Source organism: Methylobacterium sp. HJ2, from assembly GCF_056431005.1.
In genome coordinates this window covers 607,872-633,149 of record NZ_JBWJYM010000002.1, presented here as the reverse complement: position 1 = coordinate 633,149, position 25,278 = coordinate 607,872, and the positions used below count along the sequence as shown (strand labels likewise).

The following is a 25,278-nucleotide window of genomic DNA, read 5'->3' as shown; positions in this document are numbered from 1 at the left end:
CCATGACGACCCGCTCCGCCCTGATCGCCCCCTCGATCCTCTCGGCCGATTTCGCGCGGCTCGGCGCCGAGACGGCGGCGGTCGCCGAGGCCGGAGGCGACTGGATCCACCTCGACGTGATGGACGGGCATTTCGTGCCTAACATCACCTTCGGACCGCCCGTGGTGAAGGCGCTGCGCCCGCACACGGACCGGTTCTTCGACGTCCACCTGATGATCGCGCCGGCCGATCCCTACCTCGCGGCCTTCGCCGAGGCCGGCGCCGACGGCATCACCGTCCACGTCGAGGCGGGCCCCCACATCCACCGCTCGCTGCAGACGATCCGCGCCCTCGGCAAGCGGGCGGGCGTCGCGCTCAATCCCGGCACGCCGGCCGCGATGGTCGAGCCGCTCCTCGAGGCGGTCGACCTCGTGCTGGTGATGACGGTCAATCCGGGCTTCGGCGGCCAGAGCTTCCTGCCGAGCGCTCTCGACACGGTCGCCCGGGTGCGGGCGATGATCGGGGGCCGCGACATCCGCATCCAGGTCGACGGCGGCATCGACGCCGGGACCGTCGCGGCGGCGGCCCGGGCCGGGGCCGACGTGTTCGTGGCCGGCAACGCCGTGTTCCGGGACGGGCCCGCGGCCTATGCGGCGCGCATCGCGGCGATCCGCGCGGGCGCCGAATCCGCCCGCGGCGGACCCGGGCCGATCCCATGCTGAGGGCGCTGATCTTCGACGTCGACGGCACGCTGGCCGAGACGGAGGACCTGCATCGGCAGGCCTTCAACCGCGCCTTCGGGCTGCTCGGCCTGCCCTGGCACTGGGAGCCCGCCACCTACGCCGACCTGCTCACCGTGATGGGCGGCAAGGAGCGGCTCGCCCATTTCATCGAGACGCGCCATCCGCGCGAGGCCGCCGGGCTGCTCGCGCGCAGCCCCGAGATCCACGGCCTGAAGACCCGCGTCTACGGCGACCTCGTCGCGGCGGGCGGCCTCGGCCTGCGCCCCGGCATCCGCCGCCTGATCGCCGAGGCCCGCGCGGACGGCGTGAAGCTCGCGGTCGCCACCACCACGAGCCGCCCCAACGTCGACCGGCTGATCGCGGTGAACTTCCCCGACGGCGACCAGCCCTTCGACGTGATCGCGGCGGGCGACGAGGCGCTGCGCAAGAAGCCGGCCCCCGACGTGTTCGACCTCGCGCTGGAGCGCCTCTCGGTGCCGGCCTCCGACGCCATCGCCTTCGAGGATTCGGCGGCCGGCATCCGCTCCGCCCTCGATGCCGGCCTGCCGGTGATCGCGACCCGCAGCCTCTACACGGAGCGCCACCCCCTCGACGGCGCCTTCTCGGCGATCTCCGACCTCGGCGAGCCGGACCATCCGCACCGCCACCTCGCGGGCGCGGTCTGGCCGGACGGGGTGGTGACGCTCGCGGCCCTGCGCGCGTGGCACGCCGGCCAAAGCTGACGGCCCCGGCACGGGCCGAGCGGTCCCCGGGACGGGGGCGTCGCAGACCCGCAGGATCTATCGATCGCGCCCGCGGTCGAGCCGCCCCCGCGACCGGCCCTGTGACCGGCCCTGGGCCTCGGTTGCGAACAGCGTCGCGCCCGCCACGGCGCCGAGCGCTGCGGCGATGCCGAGCCTGAGCCAGCGTGGGTCCGCCGCCACGACGCGGGAGACCGCCCGGCCGTCGAAACGGCCATGCGCCCCCGGATCGGTGTCGACCGGCGCGTAGAGGTTGTCGGGTCGGTTCGGGTTCGCCGCCATGCGCGTCATCTCTCCCTCGTAGCCGTGTCGGGCCAGGTAGCCGTCGATCCAGCCCGGGATCGCCATGGTGCCGAGGATCGCCTTCCAGGCGGGGGTGCCGATCCAGAGCTCGCGCGGGGCCTCGTGGGCCGCGCGGTAGACGTGCCGGGCGATGGCTTCGGGCTGGAAGATCGGCGGCACGGGCTGGAGCCTGCGCGGCAGGCGCGAGCGGGCCCAATCGAATTGCGGCGTGTTGACCGCGGGCAGCTGGACCATGGTGAGCCGGACCCGGCTGCCGTCGTGGAGCAATTCGCTCCGCAGGGAATCGGTGAAGCCGCGCACCGCCGCCTTGGCCGCGCAGTAGCTCGCCTGAAGCGGGATCGAGCGGTAGGCGAGCGCCGAGCCGATCTGCACGATCGTGCCCGAATCCCGCGCCGCCATGTGTTTCAGCGCGGCCAGCGTGCCGTTGACCTGTCCCAGATAGGTCACCTCGGTGACGCGCCGGAACTCCTCCGGGCTCGTCTCCTGCACGGGGGCGTAGACCGTGACCATCGCGTTGTTGATCCAGACGTCGATGCCGCCGAAGCGCGCGGCGATCGCGTCGGCGGCCTCGGCGACCCGGTCCGCGTCGGCCACGTCCGCCGCCACGGCGAAGGGCGTTCCGCCCGCCCCCTCCACGTCGCGGATCGCGCCGCGCAGGCCCGCTGCCCCCCGGGCGATCAGGCCGACGTTCCAGCCGTGGCGGGCGAACTCATGGGCCACCGCCCGACCGACGCCCGCGCTGGCCCCGGTCACCACCACCGTCCGTCCCATATCCCGCCGCATCGAAGCTCCCGGCGGCACCCCGGCCGCTTCCGGTGCGTGAACGTGCGGAGACGCCGATCTTTCCGTCGGGGCGCATACGAGGGCCGGGCGATCCCGTCCGTTGCCTGTCCGGCGGCGGCCGGCCTATAAGCCTTGAGGTTCCATCGAGCGGCGTCGAGAGTCCGAACGCTCCGCCGCGACAGACTGAAAACACCCGAGACATGGCCGGCCATTCCCAGTTCAAGAACATCATGCACCGCAAGGGCCGCGTCGACGCGGTCCGCTCCAAGGTGTTCGGCAAGCTCGCCCGCGAGATCACGGTGGCGGCCAAGCTCGGCACGCCGGACCCGTCGATGAACCCGCGCCTGCGCGCCGCGATCCTGGCGGCCCGGGCCGAGAACATGCCCAAGGACAACATCGAGCGCGCCATCAAGAAGGCCGCCGGGGGCGAGGGCGAGAACTACGAGGAGATCCGCTACGAGGGCTACGGCCCGGGCGGGGCCGCGCTCATCGTCGAGGCGCAGACCGACAACCGCAACCGCACCGCCTCGGACGTGCGCTCGGCCTTCACCAAGTCCGGCGGCAGCCTCGCCGAGACCGGCGCCGTGGCCTTCCTGTTCGACCGGGTCGGCATCGTCGCCTTCCCGGCCTCGGTGGCCGACGCCGACACCGTGCTGGAGGCCGCGATCGAGGCGGGCGCCGACGACGTGCGCTCCGACGAGACCGGCCACGAGATCACCTGCGCGCAGGACGCCTTCGGCGAGGTGGCCAAGGCGCTGGAGGCCCGGTTCGGCGAGCCGACCCGCACCGGCCTCGTCTGGAAGGCGCAGAACACCATCGACGTCGACGACGAGACCGGCGAGAAGCTGATCCGCCTCGTCGAGGTGATCGAGGACCAGGACGACGTGCAGAACGTCTACGTCAACTTCGCGCTCTCCGAGGCGCTGATGGCCAAGCTCGCGGCCTAGCGCACCGTCCCGGACACGGGATCCGGGACGAGGCGCCGGGAGATCGTTCCTGCATCCGCCGTTCCGCGCGCCGCGAACCGGCCATCGGGACGATGCCCCGGGGCCGGACGCGACAGGCCCGTCCGGCCCGGATCGGATCCCAGCCGGACGGGCTCGCCGCTCCGGTTTGCTGGAGGTCTCGCTTGGAACCGCGCATCAGCCTCGTGACCCTCGGCGTCACCGACCTCGACCGTGCGACGGCCTTCTACGAGGGGTTGGGCTGGCCTCGCCGGGTCCTCGCCGCGGAGGGTGTCGCCTTCTTCCAGTTGTGCGGTCTGGGGCTGTCGCTCTACCCGCGCGCCGAGCTGGCCGCGGACGCGGGAGTCGCCCTGCAAACCCAACCCTCGCAGGGCTTCACGCTCGCCTACAACACCCGCAGCCGTGACGAGGTGGATGCTGTGCTCGCCCGAGCCGAGGCCCTCGGAGGACGCATCACCCGATCGCCGCAGACCGCAGATTGGGGCGGCTACCACGGCCATTTCTGCGACCCGGACGGGTTCGTGTGGGAGGTGGCCTGGAACCCCGGCTTCGCGCTCTCCGAGGACGGCGGCCTCACCCTGCCCGTGTAGGCCCCGCGTCCGCCTCGCCGAGATCGGCTCCCCACGGCGCGCAAGCCCCGGGGCGCCCGAACCGAAAGGGGCGCCCCCCGCTCAGGGCGCGTCCAGGTGGATCGTCCAGGGCTCGTCGAAGACGTGTTCCTCAAGGTTCACGCCCACGCCGCCGCGGTCGATCACCACGAAGTCCTGGGCCGCGCCGAACGGGGTCAGCACCCCGTGCCAGACGTTCATGGCGTAGCTCACGCCCTGGCCCGGCGCGGTGACGAAGGCTTCCGGCCGGCCCGGGCGGCCCCCCTCGTCCGGGCAGACCACGACGAGGAACGGGGCCGCGTTCAGGGGCACGAAGGCCTGGGCGCCGAGGGGATGGCGCTCCACCAGGCTCAGAGCCAGCGGGATCGGGTAGGGTTCGGCCTCCACGAGCCCGATCACGACGCGGGCGCCCTCCCCCGCCACGGCGATCTCCGCGAGGTCCGGGAAGCGGCGCGCCCGGCCGGCGTTCATCGGCCGCGACGCGACCGCCGCCCTGTCGATGACCGTGCCGTAGGGCGCGAAGGCCGCGGGCGTCAGGGCCCGGGCGACGAGGCTGCGCGGGCTCACCGGGCGGTGCTCCGGAGCCGGAGCCCGGCGTGCCGGTTGACGTCCTTGTAGAGCAGGTAGCGGAAGGGGCCGGGGCCGCCCGCGTAGCAGGCCTGCGGGCAGAAGGCGCGCAGCCACATGAAATCGCCGGCCTCGACCTCGACCCAGTCGCGGTTGAGCCGGTAGACGGCCTTGCCCTCCAGCACGAACAGGCCGTGCTCCATCACGTGCGTCTCCTCGAACGGGATCGAGGCGCCCGGCCGCATCGCCACGATGTTCACGTGCATGTCGTGGCGCACGTCGTCGGAGGCGACGAAGCGCAGGGTGGCCCAGGCCTCGTCCGTGCCCGGCATCGGCGCCGGAACGATGTCGGCCTCGTGGCGCAGGAAGGACTCGGGCGCGTCGATCCCCGGGACCCGCTCGTAGGCCTTGCGGATCCAGTGGAAGCGCGCCGGCGACGCCCCGGCATTGCGCAGGGACCATGCGGCGCCGGGGGCGAGGTAGGCGTAGTGGCCCGGGCGCAGGGGATGGTCGCGTCCCTCAAGGGTCAGGCTCGGGGCCCCCTCGACCACGAAGAGCACGCCTTCGGCCTCCGGGTCGGGCTCCGGCCGCGCGCTGCCGCCGCCCGGGGCGACCTCCATCAGGTACTGGGCGAAGGTCTCGGAGAATCCCGAGAGCGGGCGCGACAGCATCCAGGCGCGCGTCCCCTCCCAGAACGGCAGGACGCTGGTGACGATGTCGCTCATCACGCCCTTGGGGATGACGGCGTAGGCCTCGGTGAACACCGCGCGGCCGGTCATCAGCGCAGTCTGGGGCGGCAGGCCGCCGCAGGGCGGGTTGTAGGCGGGGGCGCTCATCGGGGGACCCTTCGGTGTCTGGTCGGAAGCGGGCCGGCGGCATCCCCGCGCAGGGCACCGACGGCTCGAGGGCCCCGCAGGATTCGTGCGCGGCCCTCGGCTCCGCGGGTTGATCTAACCGTGCGGCGCCGCGCCTGCCACCGCGAACCCATCGGGGCCCGGGCGATCGAGGGATCCGAGCGCCCGGCGCGGCCGGGCCGACCCGGGATCCGGGCTGCCTGCGGGTAGCGTCCAGGCGGCGTCCCAATGGACTGCGGGCTGCCTGCGGGCGGGCGACGCGGGATCAGGAGGCCGCCGCGATGCGGGTGGGCTCCGGCGGCGCGTCGGCCGCGAGCGTTCCGGCGTAGCGGGCGAGGGCCTCCAGCGTGTCGGCGAGGTCGGCGCGCAGACGCTCGACCGCCTCCGGCTCGGGACAGCGGCCCCCGTCGCGGGCCTCGCGCTCGATCCGCCCGAGATCGGCCCCGAGACGGGCCGCGCCGATGTTGCCGCTCATGGATTTCAGGCCGTGCGCGGCCCGGGCGACGGCGTCGGCATCGCCCGCCGCGACCGCCTCCGCCAGCGCCGCGAGGGCGACCGGCCCCTGGCGCGTGTAGAGCCCGAGCACCCGGGCGAAGAAGGCACCGTCGCCCATCTCGGCGAGGGCTGCCAGCGTCCGCACGTCGAGCAGGGGCGTCTCCCCCGCCGGCTCGCCCGGGCCGGCCCCTGCGGCCGCGGCCTCCGCCGGGGCCGTCGCCGGCGCGGGCGCCAGCACCCGGCCGAGCGTCTCGGCGAGCTGGGCCAGGGTGAAGGGCTTGGCGAGCGCGCCATCCATGCCCGCTTCGCGCCACGCCACCGCGCCGTCGCCGACGACATGGGCGGTGAGCGCCACGATGGCGACGCGGGCCGCACCCGTGCCGGCCTCGCGGTCCCGGATCGCGCGCGCGGCGGCGAAGCCGTCGAGGATCGGCATGTTGCCGTCCATCAGGACGAGGTCGAAGCGCTGCTCCGCGCAGGCCTGCGCGGCCGCCGCGCCGTCCTCCACGGTGACGACCGCGGTGACGCCGCAGCGGGCGAGTGCCTCGACCGCGACCTCGCGGTTGACCGCGCTGTCGTCGGCGACGAGCACCCGCGCCTGGGGGAATTGCGGCAGCGCGCGGCTGCGTGCGGCGGCCTGGACGCCCCCCTCCGGCTGCGCGAAGGCGGCGCCCTCGGCGAGGGCGCCGAGCACGGGGCGCCATTCCGCCTGCACGACCGGCCAGCGCAGCACCTCGTCGGCGAGGCCCGCCTGCGCGACCTCCGCGCCGGCCGGCTCGCCCATCGGCGAGAGGGCGACCACGCGCAGGGCGCCTTCGGGGCGCCGCCCGGCCCGCAGGAGGTCCTCGGCCGCGACGATGCGCAGGGGGCTCTCCCCGCCCTCCCCGAGGGCGAAGCCGGCCGCGCCGAGGCTCTCGGCCAGGGCGGTCGCCGTCGCGCCGCCGAGGCCCGTCAGGGCGATGCCCGCCGGCACGGAGGCCGCGCGCCGCGGGGCCGGGGCGTGCTCGGCCGCTTCGACCGGAATCTCGGCCCAGAAGGTCGAGCCGTGGCCGAGCCGGCTCTCGGCGCCCACCGCGCCGCCCATGGCCGCGATCAGGCGCTGGGCGATCGAGAGCCCGAGGCCGGTGCCGCCGAAGCGGCGCGTGGTCGACTGGTCGGCCTGCGAGAAGGCGGTGAAGAGGGTGGGCAGCGTCTCCGCCGGGATGCCGATGCCGGTGTCCTCCACGCTGATCCGCAGGATCGCGCCGCCCGCCCGCATCTCCATCCGCACGAGGACGTGGCCGCTGGCCGTGAACTTGAGGGCGTTCGACACGAAGTTGCCGAGCACTTGGCCCAGGCGCACCGGATCGCCGACGAGGCGCCGCGGCACGTCGGGGGCCACGGCGGCGGCGAGATCGACGCCCGCGCCCCGCGCGCGCTCGCCGAACAGCGTCACCACCGTGTCGGCGACCTCGCCCGGATCGACCGGGATGCGCTCCAGCTCCAGCTTGCCCGCCTCGACCTTCGCGAAGTCGAGGATGTCGTTGATGATGGCGAGGAGTGAGTGGCCGGAGCGGGCGATCACCTCGGCGTAGCGGCGCTGGCGCGGCGGCAGGTCCGCGCCGGCCAGAAGTTCCGCCATCACCAGCATGCCGTTCATCGGCGTCCGGATCTCGTGGCTCATGGTGGCCAGGAAGGTGGATTTCGCCGCGTTGGCCGATTCGGCGCTCCGCATCGCCGCGCTGAGATCGAGGGTGCGCAGGCGGACCTCCTCCTCCAGGCGGGCCCCGTGCTCGGCCAGGCGCCGGTCGCGCTCGTTCACGGCACCGAGCAGGGCGTTGAAGGTGCCGGCCAGCGCGCCGACCTCGTCGCTCCCGGCGATCTCGGCCCGCTGCGTGTAATCGTGGTGCAGGCGCACCGCGTCCATGGTGGTGGCGAGCGCCGCCAGCGGCCGGGTCACCGAGCGCTGCAGCCGGGCCGAGACCGCGAGGCCGAGGGCGACGGCGAGGAGCCCCGCCAGCGTCGCGGTGAGCGCCACGGCGCCGATCCGCTCGGCGAGATCGCCGGTCTGCGCCACGAGGACGACGCGGCCGATCTCGCGGGCATTGTCCTTCACCGGCACGCTCACCCGCAGGGTGCGGGCCCAGAGCAGGTCGTAGAGGGAGAGCTCGGCCCGGGCGTCGAGGTCGATGTCCTGGGTCAGGCGCAGGCCGAGGCCCTGCTCGGCCAGCAGCGACCCGTCCGGCCGCTCCAGGGCGGCGTAGACGATCGAGGTCTCGTGGGCGATCGCCCGCAGCGTGGTCTCGGCGGCCGTCCCGTCATCGGCGACCATCGCCTCGGCGCTCGAATAGGCGAAGACCTGGGCGATGGCGCGGAGCGCCTCCCGCTTGTCGACGGCGTAGCGGTCGACCTCCCGCCAGACCGAGAGGGCGGTGGCGAGGACGAGGGCCGCCGCGACGGCGCCGATCACCGCCCAGGCGAGGCGCCGGGCGAGCGAGTGCCGGGATCCGTGGGAACGCACGCGCATGGCCTCACCCCTCTCTCGCGCCGGCGGTCCCGCGGCTCACGCCGCCAGGGCGGTGCAGTGCTGCTCGACCTCGTCCCAGCCGGCGAGGAAGGCCTCGACGCAGGCCGGATCGAAATGCTGTCCCGCCTGCTCGCGCAGGAAGGCCTTCGCCTCCGCCAGCGGCCAGCCCGGCTTGTAGGGCCGCTCGGAGACGAGGGCGTCGAACACGTCGGCCACCGCCACGATGCGGCCGGCGAGGGGGATCGCCTCCCCGGCGAGCCCGGCCGGGTAGCCCTTGCCGTCCCAGCGCTCGTGGTGGCTCGCGGCGATGTCGGCGGCGAGCCGCACCACCTCGGACGTGCTGCCCTCGAGGATGCGGCGCCCGCGCTCGGCATGCTCCTGCATCTGCGCGCGCTCCTCGGGCGTCAGCGGCCCCGGCTTCAGCAGGATCGCGTCCGGCACGCCGATCTTGCCGACGTCGTGCATGGTCGAGGCGAGGCGCAGCATCCGCACCGAGCCGTCGTCGAGTCCGAGGCGGCGGGCGATGATGCCCGCGTAGGCCGAGACGCGGGCGACGTGGTTGCCGGTATCGGAATCGCGGTGCTCGGCCGCGCGCATCAGGAGCGTGATGATCTCGCGCTCGCGCGCCTCGATCACCGAGACCGCGGCCGCGACCTCGCGGGCGAGCCAGGCGGCGCGGTCCTGCTCCTGGCGGTGCGCCGCGCTGATCTTGAGGAGGTTGCTCACCCGCGCCCGGATCTCGACCGGGTCGCAGGGCTTGCCGAGGAAGTCGGTGGCGCCCCCGGCCAGCGCCTCGCGGCGCAGGCTCTGCTGGTCGAGGCTCGTCACCATCACGATCGGCACGTGCGCGAAGCCCGGAACGGCGCGGGCGGCGGCGATGAAGCCAAGCCCCGTCATCCCGGGCATCTCGTAATCCGTGATGACGATGCCGATCCGCTCCACGTTCTCGCGCAGGAAGGCCAGGGCCTCGTGCGGCTCGGTGAAGTCCACGGGCTCGCAATCGGGCACGGGCTTCAGGGCCTGCATCATCAGCAGGTTGTTCATCTCGGCATCGTCGAGGATCAGGGCGAGCATCGCGGGTGTCCCCAGGATCGACGGGCCGGAGGCCGGAGGTCCGGCGGAGCGAGCGGGTGCGGGCCGGTCATCGGGTCATCATGACCTTGCCGGAGAGGGGGCCGACGCCCTTGGGCACCGGCACGCTGGTGCCCTCGTAATTGGCGTTCAGATAGAGGTTCGGGCCCTCGTAGAGATTGACCTGCTGGGCGACCACGACCGTGTAGGCCGACTGGTCCGCCACCGGCTGTGTCGCGTCGATCACGAGGCGACCGGTCGGCAGGTAGATCGTGCCCAGCATGGTGCGGGCGTTGTTGCTGATGATGCGGTAGGTCCGCAGCGGCTTGGTCGCCCCGAGCGGCGCCGGCGTCGGAGGGATGGGGTATCCCAGGTCGAGCAGGTTGGCGAGGACCGCGGGGTCGAGCGGGTTGGCGACGGTGGTCTGCTCGGCCATCAGCAGGCCCGCCATCTCGCCCGTGGTCGGCGCGGTCAGGCTGATCGTGGTGTCCTTGTCGAAGAGCAAGCCGCCCTTGTTGCCGGCGAAATACAAGCCCACGCCGGCCCCGCTCAGGCTGGCCTTGTCCCGCACGATCAGCGGACCGTCGTTGAAGATGTAGATCCCGGGCTTCAGCGTCACCACGGCGTTCTTCTTGATCTGGAGGCCGGCGCAATAGGTGCCGGGCTCCAGGGTGACGTCCTTGTCGATCGTCGGCGTCTTGCCGAGCGGCAGCAGGTTGAACGGGTAGGGCAGGCCCATGCAGGCGCCGATCGCCGGGTTGGCGCGGCCCTTCAGCGGGTCCTCGATCACCGGGCAGCCGGTCTGCGGCGGCGGCGCGAAGTTCGCCCGGGCGCCGAGATAGCCGCCGACGGAGCAGATCGTGTCGGCGCGCGCGATCGCGCTGTCGCCGCCCACCATCCCGCTCGGACTGGCCGAATTGGAGTAGAGCGCGCAGCCGTTGGCCGTGACCTGGGCGTTCTTCTGCAGGTTGAAGGCGCCGGTCGCGAGCGGATCGAGCGTCAGCATGCAGAGCCGCATCCGGCCCACCACGCTCGCCCGCGCCTGGGCGGAGATCACGGTGGTGCCGAGCCCCACGAAGCCGCCGAAGCCGAGGGTGATCGTCTCCTGCACGCGCGCCGTGACGCTGGTCTTGTCCGTCGGAACCGTGACCTGCACGGCGAAGGGCCGGTCGGGCGGCACCTTGGCGGCATCCCGGATCACCTGCTCGGTGACGCCCGCGACGGAGGCGCCGCTGGAGGAGGCGAGCTTGAGGGCGTTGCCGCCCGCGAGCACCCCGGCATCGGCCGCGCTCTGGAGCTGGTTGCGCCGGGCGGTGAGGCGGGCATAGTCGATGCCGCCGCCGACGAGGCCGACGAGCACCAGCGCGCTCAGGCCGAAGACCACCGCGACCGCGCCGCCGCGATCGGTCCCGAACCGGGCGAGGTTTGCGATCAGCGCCGGCCTCGGGCCCCGCTCACGCCCGCGTTCCCCTGGCCTTCCACGCCGCCTCATCGCCGCCGTTCATCCGGTCAGATCACCGTCCGATCCGCGACCGGCATACGCGTCGCCGGTTAACGAACCGTCCCGGACGGGCCGTCCCGGCGGTCCGGGCCCTTCGGCGCCGGCCCGATTTCTCGTCCTGTCCCGGTGACTTGAGGCCGTCGGGGCAACCGCTCCGGTCTGATGCGCCGCGGTCGCGGGTCGGAGACGCGGACTGCACCGGCCCGGGCGGACGCGCGGCCGGCACGTGGTCCGGCCCAGTCTTACGGGTTGTAAAGGTGCCGGCGGTTAAACTCCCCGTGATCACGGATCGAGCCGATGGGGCGGCACGCCGGATCCTGTCCCCGGGCCCTCCCGCATGTCCCCTGATGGCACCTGCCCTGAGATCCGACCGCCAGACGCCGCGCCGCGTCAGGCGCGTCCGCACGCCGCCGGTCGCCCGGTTCGGGCCGGCTGGGCGAGCTTGGCGAGTTTGGCGCGCGCCCTGCGCCGGGCCGGCGCGGGATTCGGGCATGCGCGGGGCGGGGCCAGCGCGGTCGAGTTCGCGCTCGTGGCGCTGCCGTTCCTGCTCCTGCTCAGCGTGATCCTCGAATCCTCGATGCTGGTCTTCTCTCAACAGACCCTCGACGTCGCCATGGGGCGGGCGACGCGCGTGCTGCGCACGGGCGAGTTCCAAGACAGCGCCGACGGCAGCGACCCGACCGAGCGCCTGCGCCGCGTCATGTGCGGCGGGACCGTGTTCTTCCGCTGCGACGACCTCAAGCTCGACGTCACGCACGGCAGCAGCTTCTCCAGCGTGCAGATCATGCCGCCCTACGACAGCCAGAAGCAGACCTGGGCCGACGGCTTCGGCAGCCATTTCGACTGCCCGTCGGGCAGCGACGTGGTGGCGCTGCGCGCCGCCGTGCCGGTGATGCGCCTGTTCACCTTCCTCGACTTCACCCGGCAGACCATGGGGCGCAACACGCAGCTCCTCGTCGCCACGGCGGTCTTCCGCACCGAACCCTATTCGGGGAAGACCTGTCAGTGAGGCGGTCGCCGGCCCGCGTCGTCCTGCACGTCCTCGCGCGCGCCCTGACGCGGCTCTCGGCCCGCTTCCTGGCCGCGCGCGACGGCGTCAGCGCGGTCGAGTTCGCCCTGATCGGTCCGATCCTGCTGCTCCTGTTCATGGCGTCCGTCGAGCTGCCGCGGGCCTTCTCCACGGGCAAGCGCCTGAACCTCGCCGCCGCCACGATGGCGGACCTGATCTCGCGCAACGACTTCGCCAGCCTGTCGGAGATCTACGCGGCCGCCCAGGCCGTGGCGATGCCCTACAGCATCGCCAATGCGGGGATCGTGCTGAGCGCGGTCGGCGTCTACGCGCAGGGCACCGGCTTCGTGGCCAAGGTCTGCTCCAGCGCGACCCAGAACGATCAGGCCCGCGCCGTCGGGGCGCTGATCGGCCCGGCACCGGCCGGCAGCGCCACCGCGGGGGCGCGCTACGTGATGGCCGAGGTGCGGATGCCCTACGCGGCGCTGTTCCGGATGGTGCCCATCCTCAACACCTGGACCTTCAGCTACACGGTGTCCTGGCCGGTGCGGGACGGAAAGACCGTCTACGGCCAGCCGGAGGTGATCCTCCCGGGCGGCGAGGCCTGCCCGGCCCTCGCGATCTGACGAGCCGCCCGCCGGGGGACGGCACGGGGCTCAGTTGCGGCGCCCCGCCTCCGTGGAGCCGGCCAGCGCCTCGCGGACCGTCGCCGCCACGGCACCCTCGCGCGGATCCTTCGGCACGATCAGCGCGTCGGGGAGCATCGCGACGGCCTCGCGGGTGGCGGCCTCGGTGGTGTCGCTCGCCAGCACGATGCGCAGGCTCGGACGCAGGGCCCGGGCTTCGAGGGCGAGCCGGGCGCAGCAGAGCTGGCCTGGGAGCGCCACGTCCACCACCAGCACGTCGACGGGCAGGCCGAGGGCCAGCACCGTCATCGCGTCGACGCCGTTGTCGCAGGTCGTCACCTGATAGCCGGCCCGGCGCACCTGGGCGGAGATCTCGTCCCGCCAGCGCTTCTGGCGACCGGCGACGAGCACTTGAACCCTGTAGCATCCCCGCGGGGGGACGACGGGCTTCATCAGAGCGGATCCGAGAACGGCGCGCTGAGCACCGCGTTCGACGTCGTGTTCGCGTTGCATTGCATCATGCTAAGCTGAGACGCCGCGCCTGCACAAGCCCTCCGCCCCGAATGTGCCGCAATCGGATCCGGGTCTGCCCAAGGACGAGGCAGGACCGGACGTGATCGTTCCGTCACGCTGCGGCCGCGCCATCGGCGGTTGACGGCGCCGAGGCCCGCGGGGCAACACCGGCCCGCCGCGCGCAGACCGCGGGTCAGCCGGAGATCGATTCGTTGTCATCCGCCAATCCGCCCCCCGTCTCGCCGCTGGCTCCCGCGACGCAGCCCGCGCTGCCGGCCGTCCGCGGCGTCCGCCTCGCCACCGCGCAGGCGGGGATCCGCTATTCGGGCCGCACCGACGTGCTCTACGTGGCCCTCGAGCCCGGCACGGTGCCGGCCGGGGTGTTCACCCGCTCGCGCTGCCCCTCGGCGCCCGTCGACTGGTGCCGCGAGGCGCTGCCGGCCGCCGCCGCCCGGGCCCTCGTCGTCAACTCGGGCAACGCCAACGCCTTCACGGGCGCGCGCGGACGCGACGCCGTGGCGCTCACCGCGCGCATCGCCGCGCAGGCCGCGGGCTGCACCGAGACCGACGTGTTCATCGCCTCGACCGGCGTGATCGGCGAGCCTCTCGACGCGCGCAAGTTCGAGGGCGTGCTGGCCGATTGCGCGGGGCGCGCCGCGGACGGCCCGGAGGCCTGGGCCGCGGCCGCGCAGGCGATCATGACCACCGACACCTTCCCGAAGCAGGCCACCCGCAGCGCCACGATCGACGGCGTGCCGGTGACGCTCAACGGCATCGCCAAGGGCGCGGGCATGATCGCCCCCGACATGGCGACGATGCTGTCCTTCGTCTTCACCGACGCGGCGCTGCCCCAGCCCGTGGCGCAGGCGCTGCTGGCGCAGGGCACCGCGCGCAGCTTCAACTGCGTCACCGTCGACGGCGACACCTCGACCTCCGACACCCTGATGCTGTTCGCCACCGGGCAGGCCGGCAACCCGGCGCCCGCCGACGCGGCCGACCCGCGGCTCGCGGGCTTCCGGGCGGCGCTGGACGACCTGCTGATCGAGCTGGCCCAGCTCGTCGCCAAGGACGGCGAGGGCGCGCGCAAGTTCGTCACCGTGCGGGTGACGGGCGCCGAGAGCGACGCCTCCGCCCATCGCATCGCCATGTCGATCGCCAACTCGCCCCTGGTGAAGACCGCGGTGGCGGGCGAGGACGCGAATTGGGGCCGCGTGGTGATGGCGGTGGGCAAGGCCGGCGAGCCGGCCGACCGCGACCGCCTCGCGATCTGGTTCGGCGACGTGCGGGTCGCGGTCGCGGGCGCGCGGGACCCCGATTACAGCGAGGACGCGGCGAGCGCGGTGATGCGGGCCCAGGACGTAACGATCCGGGCCGATCTCGGGCTCGGGGCCGGGGAGGCCCGCGTGTGGACCTGCGATCTCACCAAGGGCTACATCGAGATCAACGGGGATTACCGCTCGTGAGGGGCGCGCTCGCCGGCCTCGCCCTCCTCGCCGCCGGGCTTCCGGCGCAAGCCGACGACCGGGCGGGCGACAGGCCCGCGGACAGGCCGTGCGACCGCCAGATCAGCGTGAGCGGCCGGGCCCAGGCGACGCGGGTCCCGGATTTCGCCGCGGTGACGCTCGGCGTCGAGGCGACGGCCCCCGAGGCCGCGGCCGCCGTGGACGCCGCCTCGAAGGCGGTGGCCGGCATCCTCGCCCTGGGGCGCGAGTTCGGCGTGCCCGATGAAGATATCGGCACCGCGGCGCTCAGCCTGAACCGGGCGACCCGCGAGGTGGTGCGCCCGAACGGGGCGGTCACCAACGAGGCGGACGGCTACCGGGCCAGCAACACCGTGACGGTGCGCCTCGCCGAGATGGGCCGGCTCGGCGACCTGCTGCGGCGGTCCCTGAGGGCGGGCGCCAACCGGATCGAGGCGATCGGCTTCGGCCTGCGCGATCCCGAGGCGGCGCAGGCCGCGCTCGAGGTCGCGGCGGCGCAGGATGCGCGCAGGCGGGCGGCGGCGCTGGCCGACGCGGCGGGCGTGGCCCTCGGGCCCCTCTGCCGCCTGAACGCCGGACACGCCGGGAACGATTTCTCGCCGCCGCAGGCGTACCGCTCGGCGATGGCGGCCAAGGCGCCCGGGCCCGCCGTCCCGCTGGCCGCGGGATCAATCCAGATCGCCGCCGAGGTCTCGGCCGTGTTCGCGGTGGCGCCGTGAGCGCGGAGCCGGGCAGCCTGCGCCTCCTCCTCGTGGTGGCGGTGGCCCTCGTCGACGCGGACGGCCGCGTGCTGGTGAGCGAGCGCCCGGCCGGCAAGCAGCTCGCCGGGCTGTGGGAGTTTCCCGGCGGCAAGGTCGAGGCGGGCGAACGGCCCGAGGAGACGCTGATCCGCGAGCTCGCCGAGGAGCTCGACATCCGCGTGGAGGAGCCCTGCCTCGCTCCGCTCACCTTCGCGAGCCACGCCTACCCGGACTTCCACCTGCTGATGCCGCTCTACGTCTGCCGGCGCTGGTCGGGCACGCCGCGCCCGGCCGAGGGGCAGGCGCTGCGCTGGGTGCGCCCGGGGTCGCTGCGCGACCTCGCCATGCCGCCCGCCGACGCGCCGCTGATCCCGTTCCTGGTGGACCTGCTGGGGCCCTGAGAACACGAAAAAGGCCCCGCATCCCGGGATGCAGGGCCTCGACGCGATCCGCTTCGTGGCGGAGGGATGGCTCTAGTGGCCGCCGGCCTCGGCGTTGCGGGTGGCCTCGTAGAGGAACCACGTGCGCTCCTCGGATTGGTCGATCCACTCCTCGAGCTGGCTGGTGGTCGCCACGTCCTTGGCCTCGTCGGTCACCTCGTGCAGCTCGCGCATGTGGGCGGTGAGCGCCTTGTTGTCGTCGCGCAGCTCCTTGAGCATCTCGAGCGGGCCGACATACTCGGCGTCGTTGTCCGGCACGCGCGAGAGGGTCTTGGCCTGGCCGATGGAGCGCAGCGTGGTGCCGCCGACCTTGCGGGCGCGCTCGCCCACCGCGTCGATGATCGCGAAGATCTGCTGCGACTGCTCGTCGAGGAGCAGGTGGTAATCGCGGAAGTTCGGGCCGCTGATGTGCCAGTGGAAGTTCTTCGTCTTGATGTAGAGCGCGAAGAGGTCCGAGAGCAGGACCGTGAGCCCCTCGGAGATCTTCTTGACGTCGTTCGGGTCGAGGTCGGTCGGGGTGTTGAGGCGGTCGCTGCCGATGCGGCTGACGGGGTTGGCCTTGGCCATGGGGGTCTCCGTTCGTCTGTTCGGATGTCTCTACCGACGCGGGCTCTCGCGACATGGCGCGGAGGCGTCCGGCATCTCACCGGGCAGAATGAGCGGTGACAGCGATTGTTCCTCCGCGCGCCCGGCTTGCATGGCCGGGTCGCGGTCCTCGCACAGCTTGGAGAGGTTCTAAGGTGCCGGACGCCACCGCGCCCCGCGCGGACCGCTCAGGGACGGGTCGGGCGGGCCGCCGGCTTGCCGCCGGCCGGGTCCCGCGGCGTCTTGGCGGCCGACGGTGCGGCCGGCAACACGGCAGGCCGGATCGTGCCGGTGGTCGGCACCTCGGCGGGCGCGGCGGCCGGGCTGTCGAGGCCGTAGATGTCGTCGCGGAAATGCGTGCGGCCGTCCGGCGTGGCGTAGCCCGTCAGGTACACGAAGGTGACGGGCACGGGCTTGGGCAGCTTGATGTCGCGCCGCTCGCCGTCGGCGATGCCGGTCTCGATCTCGATGGGGCCCCAGGACGAGCCCGATCCGTTCGGGCCCTCGCTGCCCTGCAGCAGCCAGCCGACGAATTCCTTCACCTGGCCCACCCGGACGCAGCCGTGGCTGTGGAAGCGGATGCTGCGCCCGAACAGCGACTTGGAGGGCGTGTCGTGCATGTAGACCGCGTGGCGGTTCGGCATGTCGATCCGCACCTGCCCGAGCGAGTTGTCGAAGCCCGGATCCTGGCGCAGCGTGTAGTTCGCCGCCTTGTTGGTGCTCCAGTCGAGGGTGGTCGGGTCGACCTCGACGCCGCCGGGGCCGAGGATGCGGATGTGGTTCTTGGCGAGGTAGCCCGGTTCCTTCCGCATGCGCGGGATGATCTCGTTCTTCACCACCGAGACCGGCACGGTCCAGGTCGGGTTGAAGTTGATGTCGGTGATCCGGGTCTCGACCGAAGGGGTCGCCTTGTCGGGGCTGCCGACCACCGCGACGTAGCGGCGCACGACCTGCCCCTTCTCCACCGCCTCGACCACGGCCGAGGGGATGTTGACCACCACGTAGCGGTCGCCGAACGCGAAGGTCGAGCCGATCAGGCGCTGGGCCGAGGCCGCGAGCTGGCGCTGGCGCACGCTCGCCGGCACGTTGAGCGCCGCGAGCGTCTGGCGCCCGACGAGGCCGGTCTCGGGCAGGCCGTGGCGGCCCTGGAACGCGGTGATTGCGGCGATCAGCGGCGGGTCCAGCCGGTCGCTCGGCGGCGCGTCGGCCGGCAGGTCGCCGGTGAGGGTGAGATGGTGGCGGAGCGACGGGATGGCCGGGTGGCCGGCGCCGGGCTTCAGCACGAGGTCGGCCGGCAGCGGCTCCCAGCCGCCGGCCTCGGCGAAGGCTTGGTAGCGCTCGGCGGCGCGCAGGGTGTCGAGGAAGGTCCGGGCCGTGAGGGTCGGGGTCGGGTCGGCCGAGACCTGGGCGTAGACCAGCGGCGCCGGCTCCTTGCGCCGGGTCGCCTCCGCCTTCCTGGGCTCGGCTTTCGCGGGATCGCCCCTGGCCGCGTCGCCCCTGGCCGCGTCGCCTCTGGCCGGTTCGCCCTTCGCGGGCTCGCCCTTGAGCGGGTCGGCCTTCGGCGGATCGACCTTGGCGGGCTCCGCTCGGACGCCATCCGCTCGGACGCCATCCCTGGCGGACTCGATCCGGGCGGAGGGTTCGGCGGCGCGGGCGGGCGCCGGGCTCTGGACCACCGGCAGCGCGCCCTGGGCCGGGATCGCCTCCGGGGGCAGCGGCGGCTGGCTCTCGGCGGCGGCCGGCGCGAGGGCGAGCAGCAGCGCCAGGGGCGGCATGGCCGCGCGCGCGAACGTGGAGACCATACGCAGAACCCCGGTCTGTCCGGCCCGCTCGCGGACCGGGGCGGAGGATGCGCCCCGATGGTTACCAAATCGGTGACCGGCCCGATCCCCCTCGCCGTCCCGCCCTCGACAAGCGCGCGCGGCGCCCCACCCTCAGGCCCGGACACGCCATCGGACAAGGACCCGCCATGCAGCACCCTGCGATCAGCCCCGGCCGCGACGCGGTGGTGACGGGGGCCGCGAGCGGCATCGGGCGCGCCGCCGCCCGGGCCTTCGCGCAGGCCGGCATGAACGTCTGGCTCGCCGACCTGCCGGGCGCGGAGCTGGAGAGCGCCCGCGCCGAGGTGGCGGCGCTCGCCGCGATCGAGGTGCGGGCGGTGGCGACCGACGTCTCGGACCGCGCCGCCATGGAGGCCCTGCGCGACGCCGTCCTCCGCCACGGCGCCCCGGCCCTGGTGATGCTGAATGCCGGGATCGAGGCCGGCGGCACGCTGTTCTCGGAACCCGAGACCTGGGCGCGCATCCTCGACACCAACCTCTGGGGCGTGATCAACGGGATCCAGGCCTTCGCCCCCGGCATGATCGCGGGCGGGCAGCCCGGCGCGATCGTGGTGACGGGCTCCAAGCAGGGCATCACCACGCCGCCCGGCAACACGCCCTACAACGTCTCGAAGGCGGGGGTGAAGGTGGTGACCGAGGCGCTGGCCCACGACCTGCGCGGGCGCGACGGCTGCCGCACCAGCGCCCACCTCCTCATCCCGGGCTTCGTCTACACGGGGCTGACCAAGGCCCGCGGCGTCGCCGAGAAGCCCGCCGGCGCCTGGACGCCCGACGAGACCGTGGCGTTCCTGCTGGAGCGGCTGGCACGGGACGAGTTCTACATCCTCTGCCCGGACAACGAGACGACCCGGGCGCAGGACGCCAAGCGCATCGCCTGGGCGGCCGGGGACATCATCGAGAACCGCCCGGCGCTGTCGCGCTGGCACCCCGATCACGCGGAGGCGTTCGGGGCGTTCTCGGCGGGGCGCTGACGCGCGGGACCTCTCCCCGGGCGATCCGTTCGGCGCCGGGAGGCGTTCCCGGATCGGCGGAGACACCGGATCCGATCCGGGGCCACGCCGTCCGGACTCCGCGGATTGGAGATCGGGCCTGTCGTCCGGGCGGCCTGAGCGGTCCTGCTGAGTCGGACGGTCGGCCCAGGGCGCGTTCGATAAGAATATATTGACAATCCAGGCAGAATGGACTACCTTGAGTGGCTTTCGCACCAGCGGATCGCCATGCGTGAGATTCTGCCGGCGGCCACCTTGAATGCGCTTCGCTGGCAGCTCGCCGCCCTCGATGTCGAGGCGAAGCTCGTCCGCGTGCGCCTGGCGCTCAAGGTCTTCAACCCGCTCCAGCCGCGGGTCCCGGCCGGCACCCGGGAGGGCGGACAATGGGCCGGCAACGATTCCTTGATCCAGCCTGCCGCGGGCCGGGAACGGGATCGGATCTCCGGTGCGGAGCTTGCCAAGGATCCCTACCTCAACCGCCACATCGTCGATCGGCATGTGGGCAAGACCGACGCGGAGATGATCGAGCGCGTCGCGGACAGTTACCGGCGGGGGCTGTAAGGTCTACTACCGCCGATCTTACCACATAGAAGGGACGGATCCTTCGATTCGATCGAGTCTGCAAGAACCTTCATCCGGGAGAGTCTGGAGAAGAATAAAGACGCCGTTCGACGGGTCGCGGAAGGGTCGAAGGCTGAGGCTTGGCTCAAGTCGCGCTTCGGCTATCCGACCGGTCGAGAGGCCGTGAGCATCCCGAAGGATACGCCCATCCGCATGAGGACGACCTATGGGGTGGGCTTCTTCATAGTCCATGATAGCTCGGTGGAGAGGGGATTTCGCATCATTACGGCTTTTCCGATGAATGATGATGACGAAGGAGAAAATAAATCGAGCACATACCTTGATCTCAAGGAGATAAAGATGAATCCTTCTTGGAAGGAGTTTACTGGTGAATTTCATCTCTACGTCCATATTTATGGATACACATGGGAATATATTATCGGATACATCATGCAAAGAAGAAGCCCTGGAGGTCAAAGCGTTTCTCACCGATCTGCTTGAAAAAAACTCGAGCGATCAGGAACTCGAAGATATTTGGTCCTATTCTTCCGCCCATATCTATTCGACCAGCAAGGATGGCTACAGAGCCTTCTACAAGCTGATCTGTGATACGGCAGACCAGCATGTGCGAGGCGTTCTGCCCAAAAGGGTAAGTGCCATGCGCGACCTGTGATGCTGTCCTGCGCACGGGTTGATACGCCCATCCGCGTGAGGACGGCCTCTGGCGTCGGCGTCTTCACAGTCCATGATCGCTCGGTGGACAGAGGCTTTCGCATCATCACGGCCTATCCGAGGAATGATGGCGATCAGGATGACATTCAATCAGATGCATTTCCGCACATAAGGAAAAGGAAATGAATTCCGATTGGAAATAATTCTGTGAGAGATTTCATCAGGATTTTTACATTTTCGGAGATAGCTGGGAAGAGATTGTAGTTTTCATCGTATCCTATCGTAGCAGAGAAACCGCTCTCAAGATCAGAGATTTTATAGATGATTTACGCGCCAAAAATCTGAGCGATCAAGAACTCGAGGATATCTGGGTCGATTCGCCCGCGGATGTCTATTTTCGAGATAAATAAATCTATAGAGCCTCTTACACAATGATCCGGGATACCGCAGATCGGCATGTGCAAGGCCAGCTGCCGCAAAGCCCGCTACCGGACGTGTGATGTCGTTCCCACGAGAGCGAAGAGATCCGGTTTTCAGGGCATCATCTCTTCGGCCGGACCGAGGGGCGGAGCCCCGCGTGATCGTCGCGACAGAGTCAGGGGCCTTGCCCCTGAAAACCCCACCCAAGGGACCGGTCCCTCGGGGATCCCCGGATGAGCGCCCGGGGACGGGCCGGTGCGCACGATGAGGCGTGGCCGATCCGTCTTGGCGAGGTTCCTGCAGGGGTATAATCCCGTCGGCGTCGAACCGGTCGGCTCGGGTGCCGGCGCCGCCGATCCTCAGGACCCCGGGAGCCGCCCTTGGCCACCATCATCCCCGTCGCCTCCTTCGACTGCGTCGTGTTCGGCGCCACCGGCGACCTGACGACGCGCAAGCTCCTGCCGGCCCTGTTCTACCGTTTCCAGGACGGGCAGATCCCCGGCACCAGCCGGATCATCGGCGCCTCGCGCACGGAGATCTCGGCGGAGGAGTTCCGCGAGCGCGCCCGCGACGCGATCAAGCGCTTCGTGCCGCCCCAGGACATCCGGGCGGGCGCCCTCGACGGCTTCATCGACCATCTCGACTACGTGGCGGTGGACGGGGCGGGCGAGGAGGGCTGGGACGACCTCGCCGCCAAGCTCGCCGAGCGGCCCGACCAGGTGCGGCCCTACTACCTCGCCACCTCGCCCGACCTCTACGGCTCGATCTGCCGCAACCTCGCGAGCCACGGGCTGATCGGCGAGAAGTCGCGCGTCGTGCTGGAGAAGCCGATCGGCAAGGACCTCAAATCGGCCCGCGCGATCAACGACGCGGTGGGCGAGGTCTTCCCCGAGGAGCAGATCTTCCGGATCGACCACTATCTCGGCAAGGAGACGGTCCAGAACCTGCTGGCGCTCCGCTTCGCCAACACGATCTTCGAGCGGCTCTGGACCGCGGACGTGATCGACCACGTGCAGATCACCGTGGCGGAGACGGTCGGCGTCGAGGGCCGGGCCGGCTACTACGACAAGTCGGGAGCGCTGCGCGACATGCTGCAGAACCACCTGCTCCAGCTCCTCTGCCTCACCGCGATGGAGAGCCCGCTCAACCTCGACGCCAACGCCGTGCGCGACGAGAAGCTGAAGGTGCTGCGCGCCTTGAAGCCCATCACCCCCCACGACGTGCAGCAGGTCACCGTGCGTGGCCAGTACGCGGCGGGCGCCGTCGACGGCAAGCCGGTCGAGGGCTACCTGACCGAGCTCGACGGACCGAGCCGGACCGAGACCTTCGTGGCCCTGAAGCTCGAGGTGCAGTCCTGGCGCTGGGCCGGGGTGCCGTTCTACCTGCGCACCGGCAAGCGCATGCCCCAGAAGCTCTCCGAGATCGTGGTGCAGTTCCGCGCCTCGCCCTTCTCGATCTTCCCCGAGGAATCCTTCGGCCGCGAGCCGAACCGCCTCGTCATCCGCCTGCAGCCGCAGGAGGGCATGAAGCTCGAGGTGATGACCAAGGATCCGGGGCCCGGCGGCATGCGGCTGCGGCCCACCAACCTCGACATCTCCTTCGAGGAGACCTTCAAGCAGCGCTACCCCGACGCCTACGAGCGCCTGCTGATGGACGTGGTGCGCGGCAACGCCACCCTGTTCATGCGCCGCGACGAGGTCGAGGCGGCCTGGGCCTGGGCCGACAACGTGCTCAAGGCCTGGGCCGACCGGCCCGAGGCGCCGCGCCCCTACCCGGCCGGCACCTGGGGGCCTACCTCCGCCATCGCCCTGATCGAGCGCGACGGGCGGACCTGGCACGAGGAGTTGCGGTGAGACGCACGATCCTGCTGATCCTCCTGGCGGCGGCCCCGGCCCAGGCCCAGCCGCGCCCGAGCACGACGGATCTCACCTGCGCCGAGGCCGGCGCCCTGGTGGCGCGGGCCGGCGCCATCGTGCTCTCGACGGGCCCGATGACCTACGAGCGCATCGTGCGCGACGTCGGCTTCTGCACCATCGAGACATCGACCCGCCCCGATTACGAGCGGACGCGGGACGTGCCGAACTGCTTCGTCGGCTATCGCTGCGTCGATCCCTTCAGCGAGGGCCGCAGCGACCCCTGAGGACGCACGGCCCGCTCCAACGGCCAAGCTGCCGCAATCCTGCCCGGCCCCGTCCTTGATGCGGCCCCGGCGGCTCCCGATCCTGGCGCCACGGCCGATCGCCCCGCCAGAGGGCGTCGCCCGGTCGAGGGGCCACGCAACCATGTCCGATCCCGAATTCGCTCACCTCGAGCGCTCCGTCGCCGCCGCCCTCCGGGTGATCGCCGCGGCCGAGGCCGAGCGCGAGACGCCGCCGGTCCACGCCGCCCGGCGCCGGCTCGGCGCGATCCACGCGGCGAGCCGGCTGCGCAAGCGGCTGGAGCGGGAGCAGCGCAGCGCCTGATCCGGCGCTCCGGATCCCGCCGCGCCGGCCTCAGGCCGGGGCGTCCCAGGTCTCGCTGATCGGCCGGCCGCCGCGGGCGAGATGCGCCCGCAGCACGACGTCGCCCGCGGGCATCTCCGCGGGCGGGCGCCACTCCACGTAGATGCGCCAGCCCCCGGTCTGCGGGATCGGCGCCGCCACCGGCTCGACCATCGTGCCCGCGCTGGCCGAGACCACGGCGGTGACGGCCTCGTCCGGCCCCGCGGGCAGGTCCGGCCCCGCGAAATCGATGGCGTAGAGCCGGCGCTGCGGGCTCGGCGGCTCGGTCGGGCGCAGGCGCTCGGCGGAGCCGACCCGGGTCGAGACCACCCGGGCGAGATCCCCGGGCAGGACCGCGACCGGCTCCGCTCCGACCGTCGTCAGCGTGTAGGCCGCCTCGAGCGGGCGCCCGGCCTCGGCGGGCGCGGCCGGCACGAAGGCCGCCACGATGTTGTCCATGTACTCCTCGCGCGAGGGGATCTCGAAGAGCTGCACCGCCCCGTCCGCGAAGGCGTCGCCCGGCGCGGGGGGACGCGGCGAGGCGCCCGCCGCGACCATCTCGGGCCGGGGCGCGCTCGCCGCCGGCGCGACCCAGAGGCCGGGCCGCGCCTCGTGGCGCGCCTCGACGTCGAGATAGGCCGCGAAGCTCCGCTCCCGCTGCATCAGGCCGAAGCCCGCGAGGGGCGCCGCCCGGAAGGCCGAGATCTGCGGCTGCGCCCGCCCGTTGACGAGGGGCCGCCAGAGCCGGTCCGCGCGGGTGCGCACCACGAGCCCGTCGGAATCGTGCACCTGCGGCCGGAAATCGTCGAAGGGCTGCGCGTTCCGTGCGCCCGGCCCGTTCTGGCCGTGCAGGAACATGCTGGTCAGCGGCGCCAGCCCGAGCCGGTCGATCCGGCGGCGCGGATGGAGCGAGGCGGTGACGCCGATGCGGGCGGGATCCCCCGGATGGATCTCGAAGCGGTAGGCGCCGGCCACGCTCGGGCTGTCGAGGAGCGACAGGACGGTGATGACGCGGGCTTCCGGCTCCGGCTCGCAGATCCAGTGCGCGACGAAATCCGGAAATTCCTCGCCCTCCGGCGCCCCCGTGCCGATGGCGAGCCCGCGGGCCGAGAGCCCGTATTCCTGCCCCTCGCCGCGCAGGCGGAAATACGAGGCGCCGAGGAAGACCAGGAACTCCTCCTGGAAGCCCGGGGGCCGGTTCGGCAGCGTGTCCGTGGCGGCGTAGTGCAGGCGGAAGCCCGCGAAGCCGAGATCGGCGGGGAAGGGCGCCTCCCCCAGCCCGTTGCTGGAGACGTCGCGCCCGGAGAGGTCCGCGCCGAACGCGAACAGGCGGCGATCGTAGGCCACGGGCCGCGGCCCACCGTCGCGCGGCTGCACGAACAGCCGGACGCGCTTGCGCTGCAGGAAGCCGCGGTGGAACATCTGGGCGCTGAAGTGCCGGCCGAGGCGCAGGCTCTCGGCAGGCCGGAACACGATGCGGCGATAGCCGTCGTAGGTCAGGGCGGCGAGCGCCGGGGGTAGATCCTCGGCCGGCGGCGCGTAGGGCGCGGCGGCCAGCCGCTCGGCTTCGGCGACGACGCCCGCGAAGGTCATCGGACCGGCGCCGGCGGGGCCGCCCGGAGTCCCGCGCGCGTCCTCCGCCATCGTTCTGGCGACATTCAGGTCGATGGCGCTAGGACCAAGCGCACCGGCTAACACGGTCGCGGCCGTCCGAAGAACGGATCGACGGGAGGGGGGAACCGAACTGCCGAGCCGAGGGCCGTCCTGCTGCGGCGGGGTCCGGCTGTCGGGCCGGCTTTGCATCTC

The 25,278-nt window shown here is 72.3% G+C and carries 26 protein-coding genes and 1 pseudogene; 17 read left to right on the top strand and 10 right to left on the bottom strand.

What is annotated here, in order from left to right; translation table 11 throughout:
- The first annotated feature begins 2 nt into the window (after window positions 1–2).
- Window positions 3–701 carry a ribulose-phosphate 3-epimerase gene (rpe, locus tag ACS5RC_RS07655; RefSeq protein ID WP_478343223.1) on the top strand — a complete coding sequence of 233 codons (699 nt, stop codon included), beginning with the start codon at window positions 3–5 and terminating at the stop codon, window positions 699–701.
- A complete protein-coding gene (locus tag ACS5RC_RS07650; RefSeq protein ID WP_478343222.1) occupies window positions 695–1,444 on the top strand; it encodes an HAD-IA family hydrolase in 750 nt (249 codons plus the stop codon). The genes rpe and ACS5RC_RS07650 overlap by 7 nt, the downstream gene beginning before the upstream one ends.
- A gap of 57 nt (window positions 1,445–1,501) precedes the next feature.
- On the opposite strand, the gene ACS5RC_RS07645 is transcribed toward ACS5RC_RS07650, so the two are convergent.
- Window positions 1,502–2,548 carry an SDR family oxidoreductase gene (locus ACS5RC_RS07645; protein ID WP_478343221.1) on the bottom strand — a complete coding sequence of 349 codons (1,047 nt, stop codon included), beginning with the start codon at window positions 2,546–2,548 and terminating at the stop codon, window positions 1,502–1,504.
- A gap of 200 nt (window positions 2,549–2,748) precedes the next feature.
- Between ACS5RC_RS07645 and ACS5RC_RS07640 the strand changes: the two genes are divergently transcribed.
- On the top strand, window positions 2,749–3,495 hold the full coding sequence (locus ACS5RC_RS07640; RefSeq protein ID WP_478343220.1) for a YebC/PmpR family DNA-binding transcriptional regulator: 747 nt from the start codon (window positions 2,749–2,751) through the stop codon (window positions 3,493–3,495).
- A gap of 182 nt (window positions 3,496–3,677) precedes the next feature.
- Window positions 3,678–4,103, top strand: coding sequence for a VOC family protein (locus tag ACS5RC_RS07635; protein ID WP_478343219.1), 426 nt, complete (start codon window positions 3,678–3,680; stop codon window positions 4,101–4,103).
- A gap of 81 nt (window positions 4,104–4,184) precedes the next feature.
- Here the strand turns inward: ACS5RC_RS07635 and ACS5RC_RS07630 are convergent, their stop codons facing one another.
- From ACS5RC_RS07630 to ACS5RC_RS07610, 5 genes are all read right to left on the bottom strand, one after another.
- Window positions 4,185–4,688 (bottom strand): ureidoglycolate lyase, encoded by a 504-nt coding sequence (locus tag ACS5RC_RS07630; RefSeq protein WP_478343218.1) that lies wholly within the window; start codon window positions 4,686–4,688, stop codon window positions 4,185–4,187.
- Window positions 4,685–5,524 carry a bifunctional allantoicase/(S)-ureidoglycine aminohydrolase gene (locus tag ACS5RC_RS07625; RefSeq protein WP_478343217.1) on the bottom strand — a complete coding sequence of 280 codons (840 nt, stop codon included), beginning with the start codon at window positions 5,522–5,524 and terminating at the stop codon, window positions 4,685–4,687. Before ACS5RC_RS07625 ends, ACS5RC_RS07630 begins: the two co-directional genes overlap by 4 nt.
- 283 nt (window positions 5,525–5,807) lie before the next feature.
- Complete coding sequence (locus tag ACS5RC_RS07620) at window positions 5,808–8,543, bottom strand: ATP-binding protein (RefSeq protein ID WP_478343216.1); 2,736 nt, start codon at window positions 8,541–8,543, stop codon at window positions 5,808–5,810.
- Between the two features lie 36 nt (window positions 8,544–8,579).
- Entirely contained in the window at window positions 8,580–9,617 is a 1,038-nt protein-coding gene (locus ACS5RC_RS07615) for an HD-GYP domain-containing protein (protein ID WP_478343215.1), read from the bottom strand.
- A 67-nt stretch (window positions 9,618–9,684) separates the two neighbouring features.
- Window positions 9,685–10,998 (bottom strand): pilus assembly protein TadG-related protein, encoded by a 1,314-nt coding sequence (locus ACS5RC_RS07610; RefSeq protein ID WP_478343214.1) that lies wholly within the window; start codon window positions 10,996–10,998, stop codon window positions 9,685–9,687.
- Between the two features lie 559 nt (window positions 10,999–11,557).
- On the opposite strand from ACS5RC_RS07610, the gene ACS5RC_RS07605 reads away from it, so the two are divergent.
- Window positions 11,558–12,124, top strand: a complete 567-nt coding sequence (locus tag ACS5RC_RS07605; protein ID WP_478343213.1) for a TadE/TadG family type IV pilus assembly protein — start codon at window positions 11,558–11,560, stop codon at window positions 12,122–12,124.
- Complete coding sequence (locus tag ACS5RC_RS07600; protein ID WP_478343212.1) at window positions 12,121–12,750, top strand: TadE/TadG family type IV pilus assembly protein; 630 nt, start codon at window positions 12,121–12,123, stop codon at window positions 12,748–12,750. The genes ACS5RC_RS07605 and ACS5RC_RS07600 overlap by 4 nt, the downstream gene beginning before the upstream one ends.
- Before the next feature lie 30 nt (window positions 12,751–12,780).
- On the opposite strand, the gene ACS5RC_RS07595 is transcribed toward ACS5RC_RS07600, so the two are convergent.
- A complete protein-coding gene (locus tag ACS5RC_RS07595) occupies window positions 12,781–13,203 on the bottom strand; it encodes a response regulator (RefSeq protein WP_478343211.1) in 423 nt (140 codons plus the stop codon).
- 272 nt (window positions 13,204–13,475) lie between these two features.
- On the opposite strand from ACS5RC_RS07595, the gene argJ reads away from it, so the two are divergent.
- The 3 genes from argJ to ACS5RC_RS07580 are packed head-to-tail and all read left to right on the top strand — an operon-like array spanning window position 13,476 to window position 15,885.
- Window positions 13,476–14,726: a bifunctional glutamate N-acetyltransferase/amino-acid acetyltransferase ArgJ gene (argJ, locus tag ACS5RC_RS07590; protein WP_478343210.1), complete on the top strand. Its 1,251-nt coding sequence runs from the start codon at window positions 13,476–13,478 to the stop codon at window positions 14,724–14,726.
- A complete protein-coding gene (locus ACS5RC_RS07585; RefSeq protein WP_478343209.1) occupies window positions 14,723–15,463 on the top strand; it encodes an SIMPL domain-containing protein in 741 nt (246 codons plus the stop codon). The genes argJ and ACS5RC_RS07585 overlap by 4 nt, the downstream gene beginning before the upstream one ends.
- Entirely contained in the window at window positions 15,460–15,885 is a 426-nt protein-coding gene (locus tag ACS5RC_RS07580) for a (deoxy)nucleoside triphosphate pyrophosphohydrolase (RefSeq protein ID WP_478343208.1), read from the top strand. Before ACS5RC_RS07585 ends, ACS5RC_RS07580 begins: the two co-directional genes overlap by 4 nt.
- Window positions 15,886–15,957: 72 nt before the next feature.
- Here the strand turns inward: ACS5RC_RS07580 and ACS5RC_RS07575 are convergent, their stop codons facing one another.
- Window positions 15,958–16,491 carry a Dps family protein gene (locus ACS5RC_RS07575; protein WP_478343207.1) on the bottom strand — a complete coding sequence of 178 codons (534 nt, stop codon included), beginning with the start codon at window positions 16,489–16,491 and terminating at the stop codon, window positions 15,958–15,960.
- A gap of 206 nt (window positions 16,492–16,697) precedes the next feature.
- Window positions 16,698–18,311 (bottom strand): L,D-transpeptidase family protein, encoded by a 1,614-nt coding sequence (locus ACS5RC_RS07570; RefSeq protein ID WP_478343206.1) that lies wholly within the window; start codon window positions 18,309–18,311, stop codon window positions 16,698–16,700.
- Window positions 18,312–18,478: 167 nt separating this feature from the next.
- On the opposite strand from ACS5RC_RS07570, the gene ACS5RC_RS07565 reads away from it, so the two are divergent.
- From ACS5RC_RS07565 to ACS5RC_RS07530, 8 genes and pseudogenes are all read left to right on the top strand, one after another.
- Window positions 18,479–19,321, top strand: a complete 843-nt coding sequence (locus ACS5RC_RS07565; RefSeq protein ID WP_478343205.1) for an SDR family NAD(P)-dependent oxidoreductase — start codon at window positions 18,479–18,481, stop codon at window positions 19,319–19,321.
- A 246-nt stretch (window positions 19,322–19,567) separates the two neighbouring features.
- Complete coding sequence (locus ACS5RC_RS07560; RefSeq protein WP_478343204.1) at window positions 19,568–19,900, top strand: hypothetical protein; 333 nt, start codon at window positions 19,568–19,570, stop codon at window positions 19,898–19,900.
- Between the two features lie 15 nt (window positions 19,901–19,915).
- Window positions 19,916–20,401 carry an RNase A-like domain-containing protein gene (locus ACS5RC_RS07555; RefSeq protein ID WP_478343440.1) on the top strand — a complete coding sequence of 162 codons (486 nt, stop codon included), beginning with the start codon at window positions 19,916–19,918 and terminating at the stop codon, window positions 20,399–20,401.
- On the top strand, window positions 20,289–20,573 hold the full coding sequence (locus tag ACS5RC_RS07550; RefSeq protein ID WP_478343203.1) for a hypothetical protein: 285 nt from the start codon (window positions 20,289–20,291) through the stop codon (window positions 20,571–20,573). Before ACS5RC_RS07555 ends, ACS5RC_RS07550 begins: the two co-directional genes overlap by 113 nt.
- Window positions 20,574–20,799: 226 nt before the next feature.
- Window positions 20,800–20,982: pseudogene (locus tag ACS5RC_RS07545) on the top strand (hypothetical protein); the annotation flags it as partial.
- 390 nt (window positions 20,983–21,372) lie between these two features.
- Window positions 21,373–22,845: a glucose-6-phosphate dehydrogenase gene (gene zwf / locus ACS5RC_RS07540; RefSeq protein WP_478343202.1), complete on the top strand. Its 1,473-nt coding sequence runs from the start codon at window positions 21,373–21,375 to the stop codon at window positions 22,843–22,845.
- Window positions 22,842–23,132, top strand: a complete 291-nt coding sequence (locus tag ACS5RC_RS07535) for a hypothetical protein (RefSeq protein ID WP_478343201.1) — start codon at window positions 22,842–22,844, stop codon at window positions 23,130–23,132. Before zwf ends, ACS5RC_RS07535 begins: the two co-directional genes overlap by 4 nt.
- Window positions 23,133–23,274: 142 nt before the next feature.
- Entirely contained in the window at window positions 23,275–23,454 is a 180-nt protein-coding gene (locus ACS5RC_RS07530) for a hypothetical protein (RefSeq protein WP_478343200.1), read from the top strand.
- Between the two features lie 30 nt (window positions 23,455–23,484).
- Here the strand turns inward: ACS5RC_RS07530 and ACS5RC_RS07525 are convergent, their stop codons facing one another.
- Entirely contained in the window at window positions 23,485–25,065 is a 1,581-nt protein-coding gene (locus ACS5RC_RS07525) for an OpgD/OpgG family glucan biosynthesis protein (protein ID WP_478343199.1), read from the bottom strand.
- Between the last annotated feature and the right edge of the window lie 213 nt (window positions 25,066–25,278).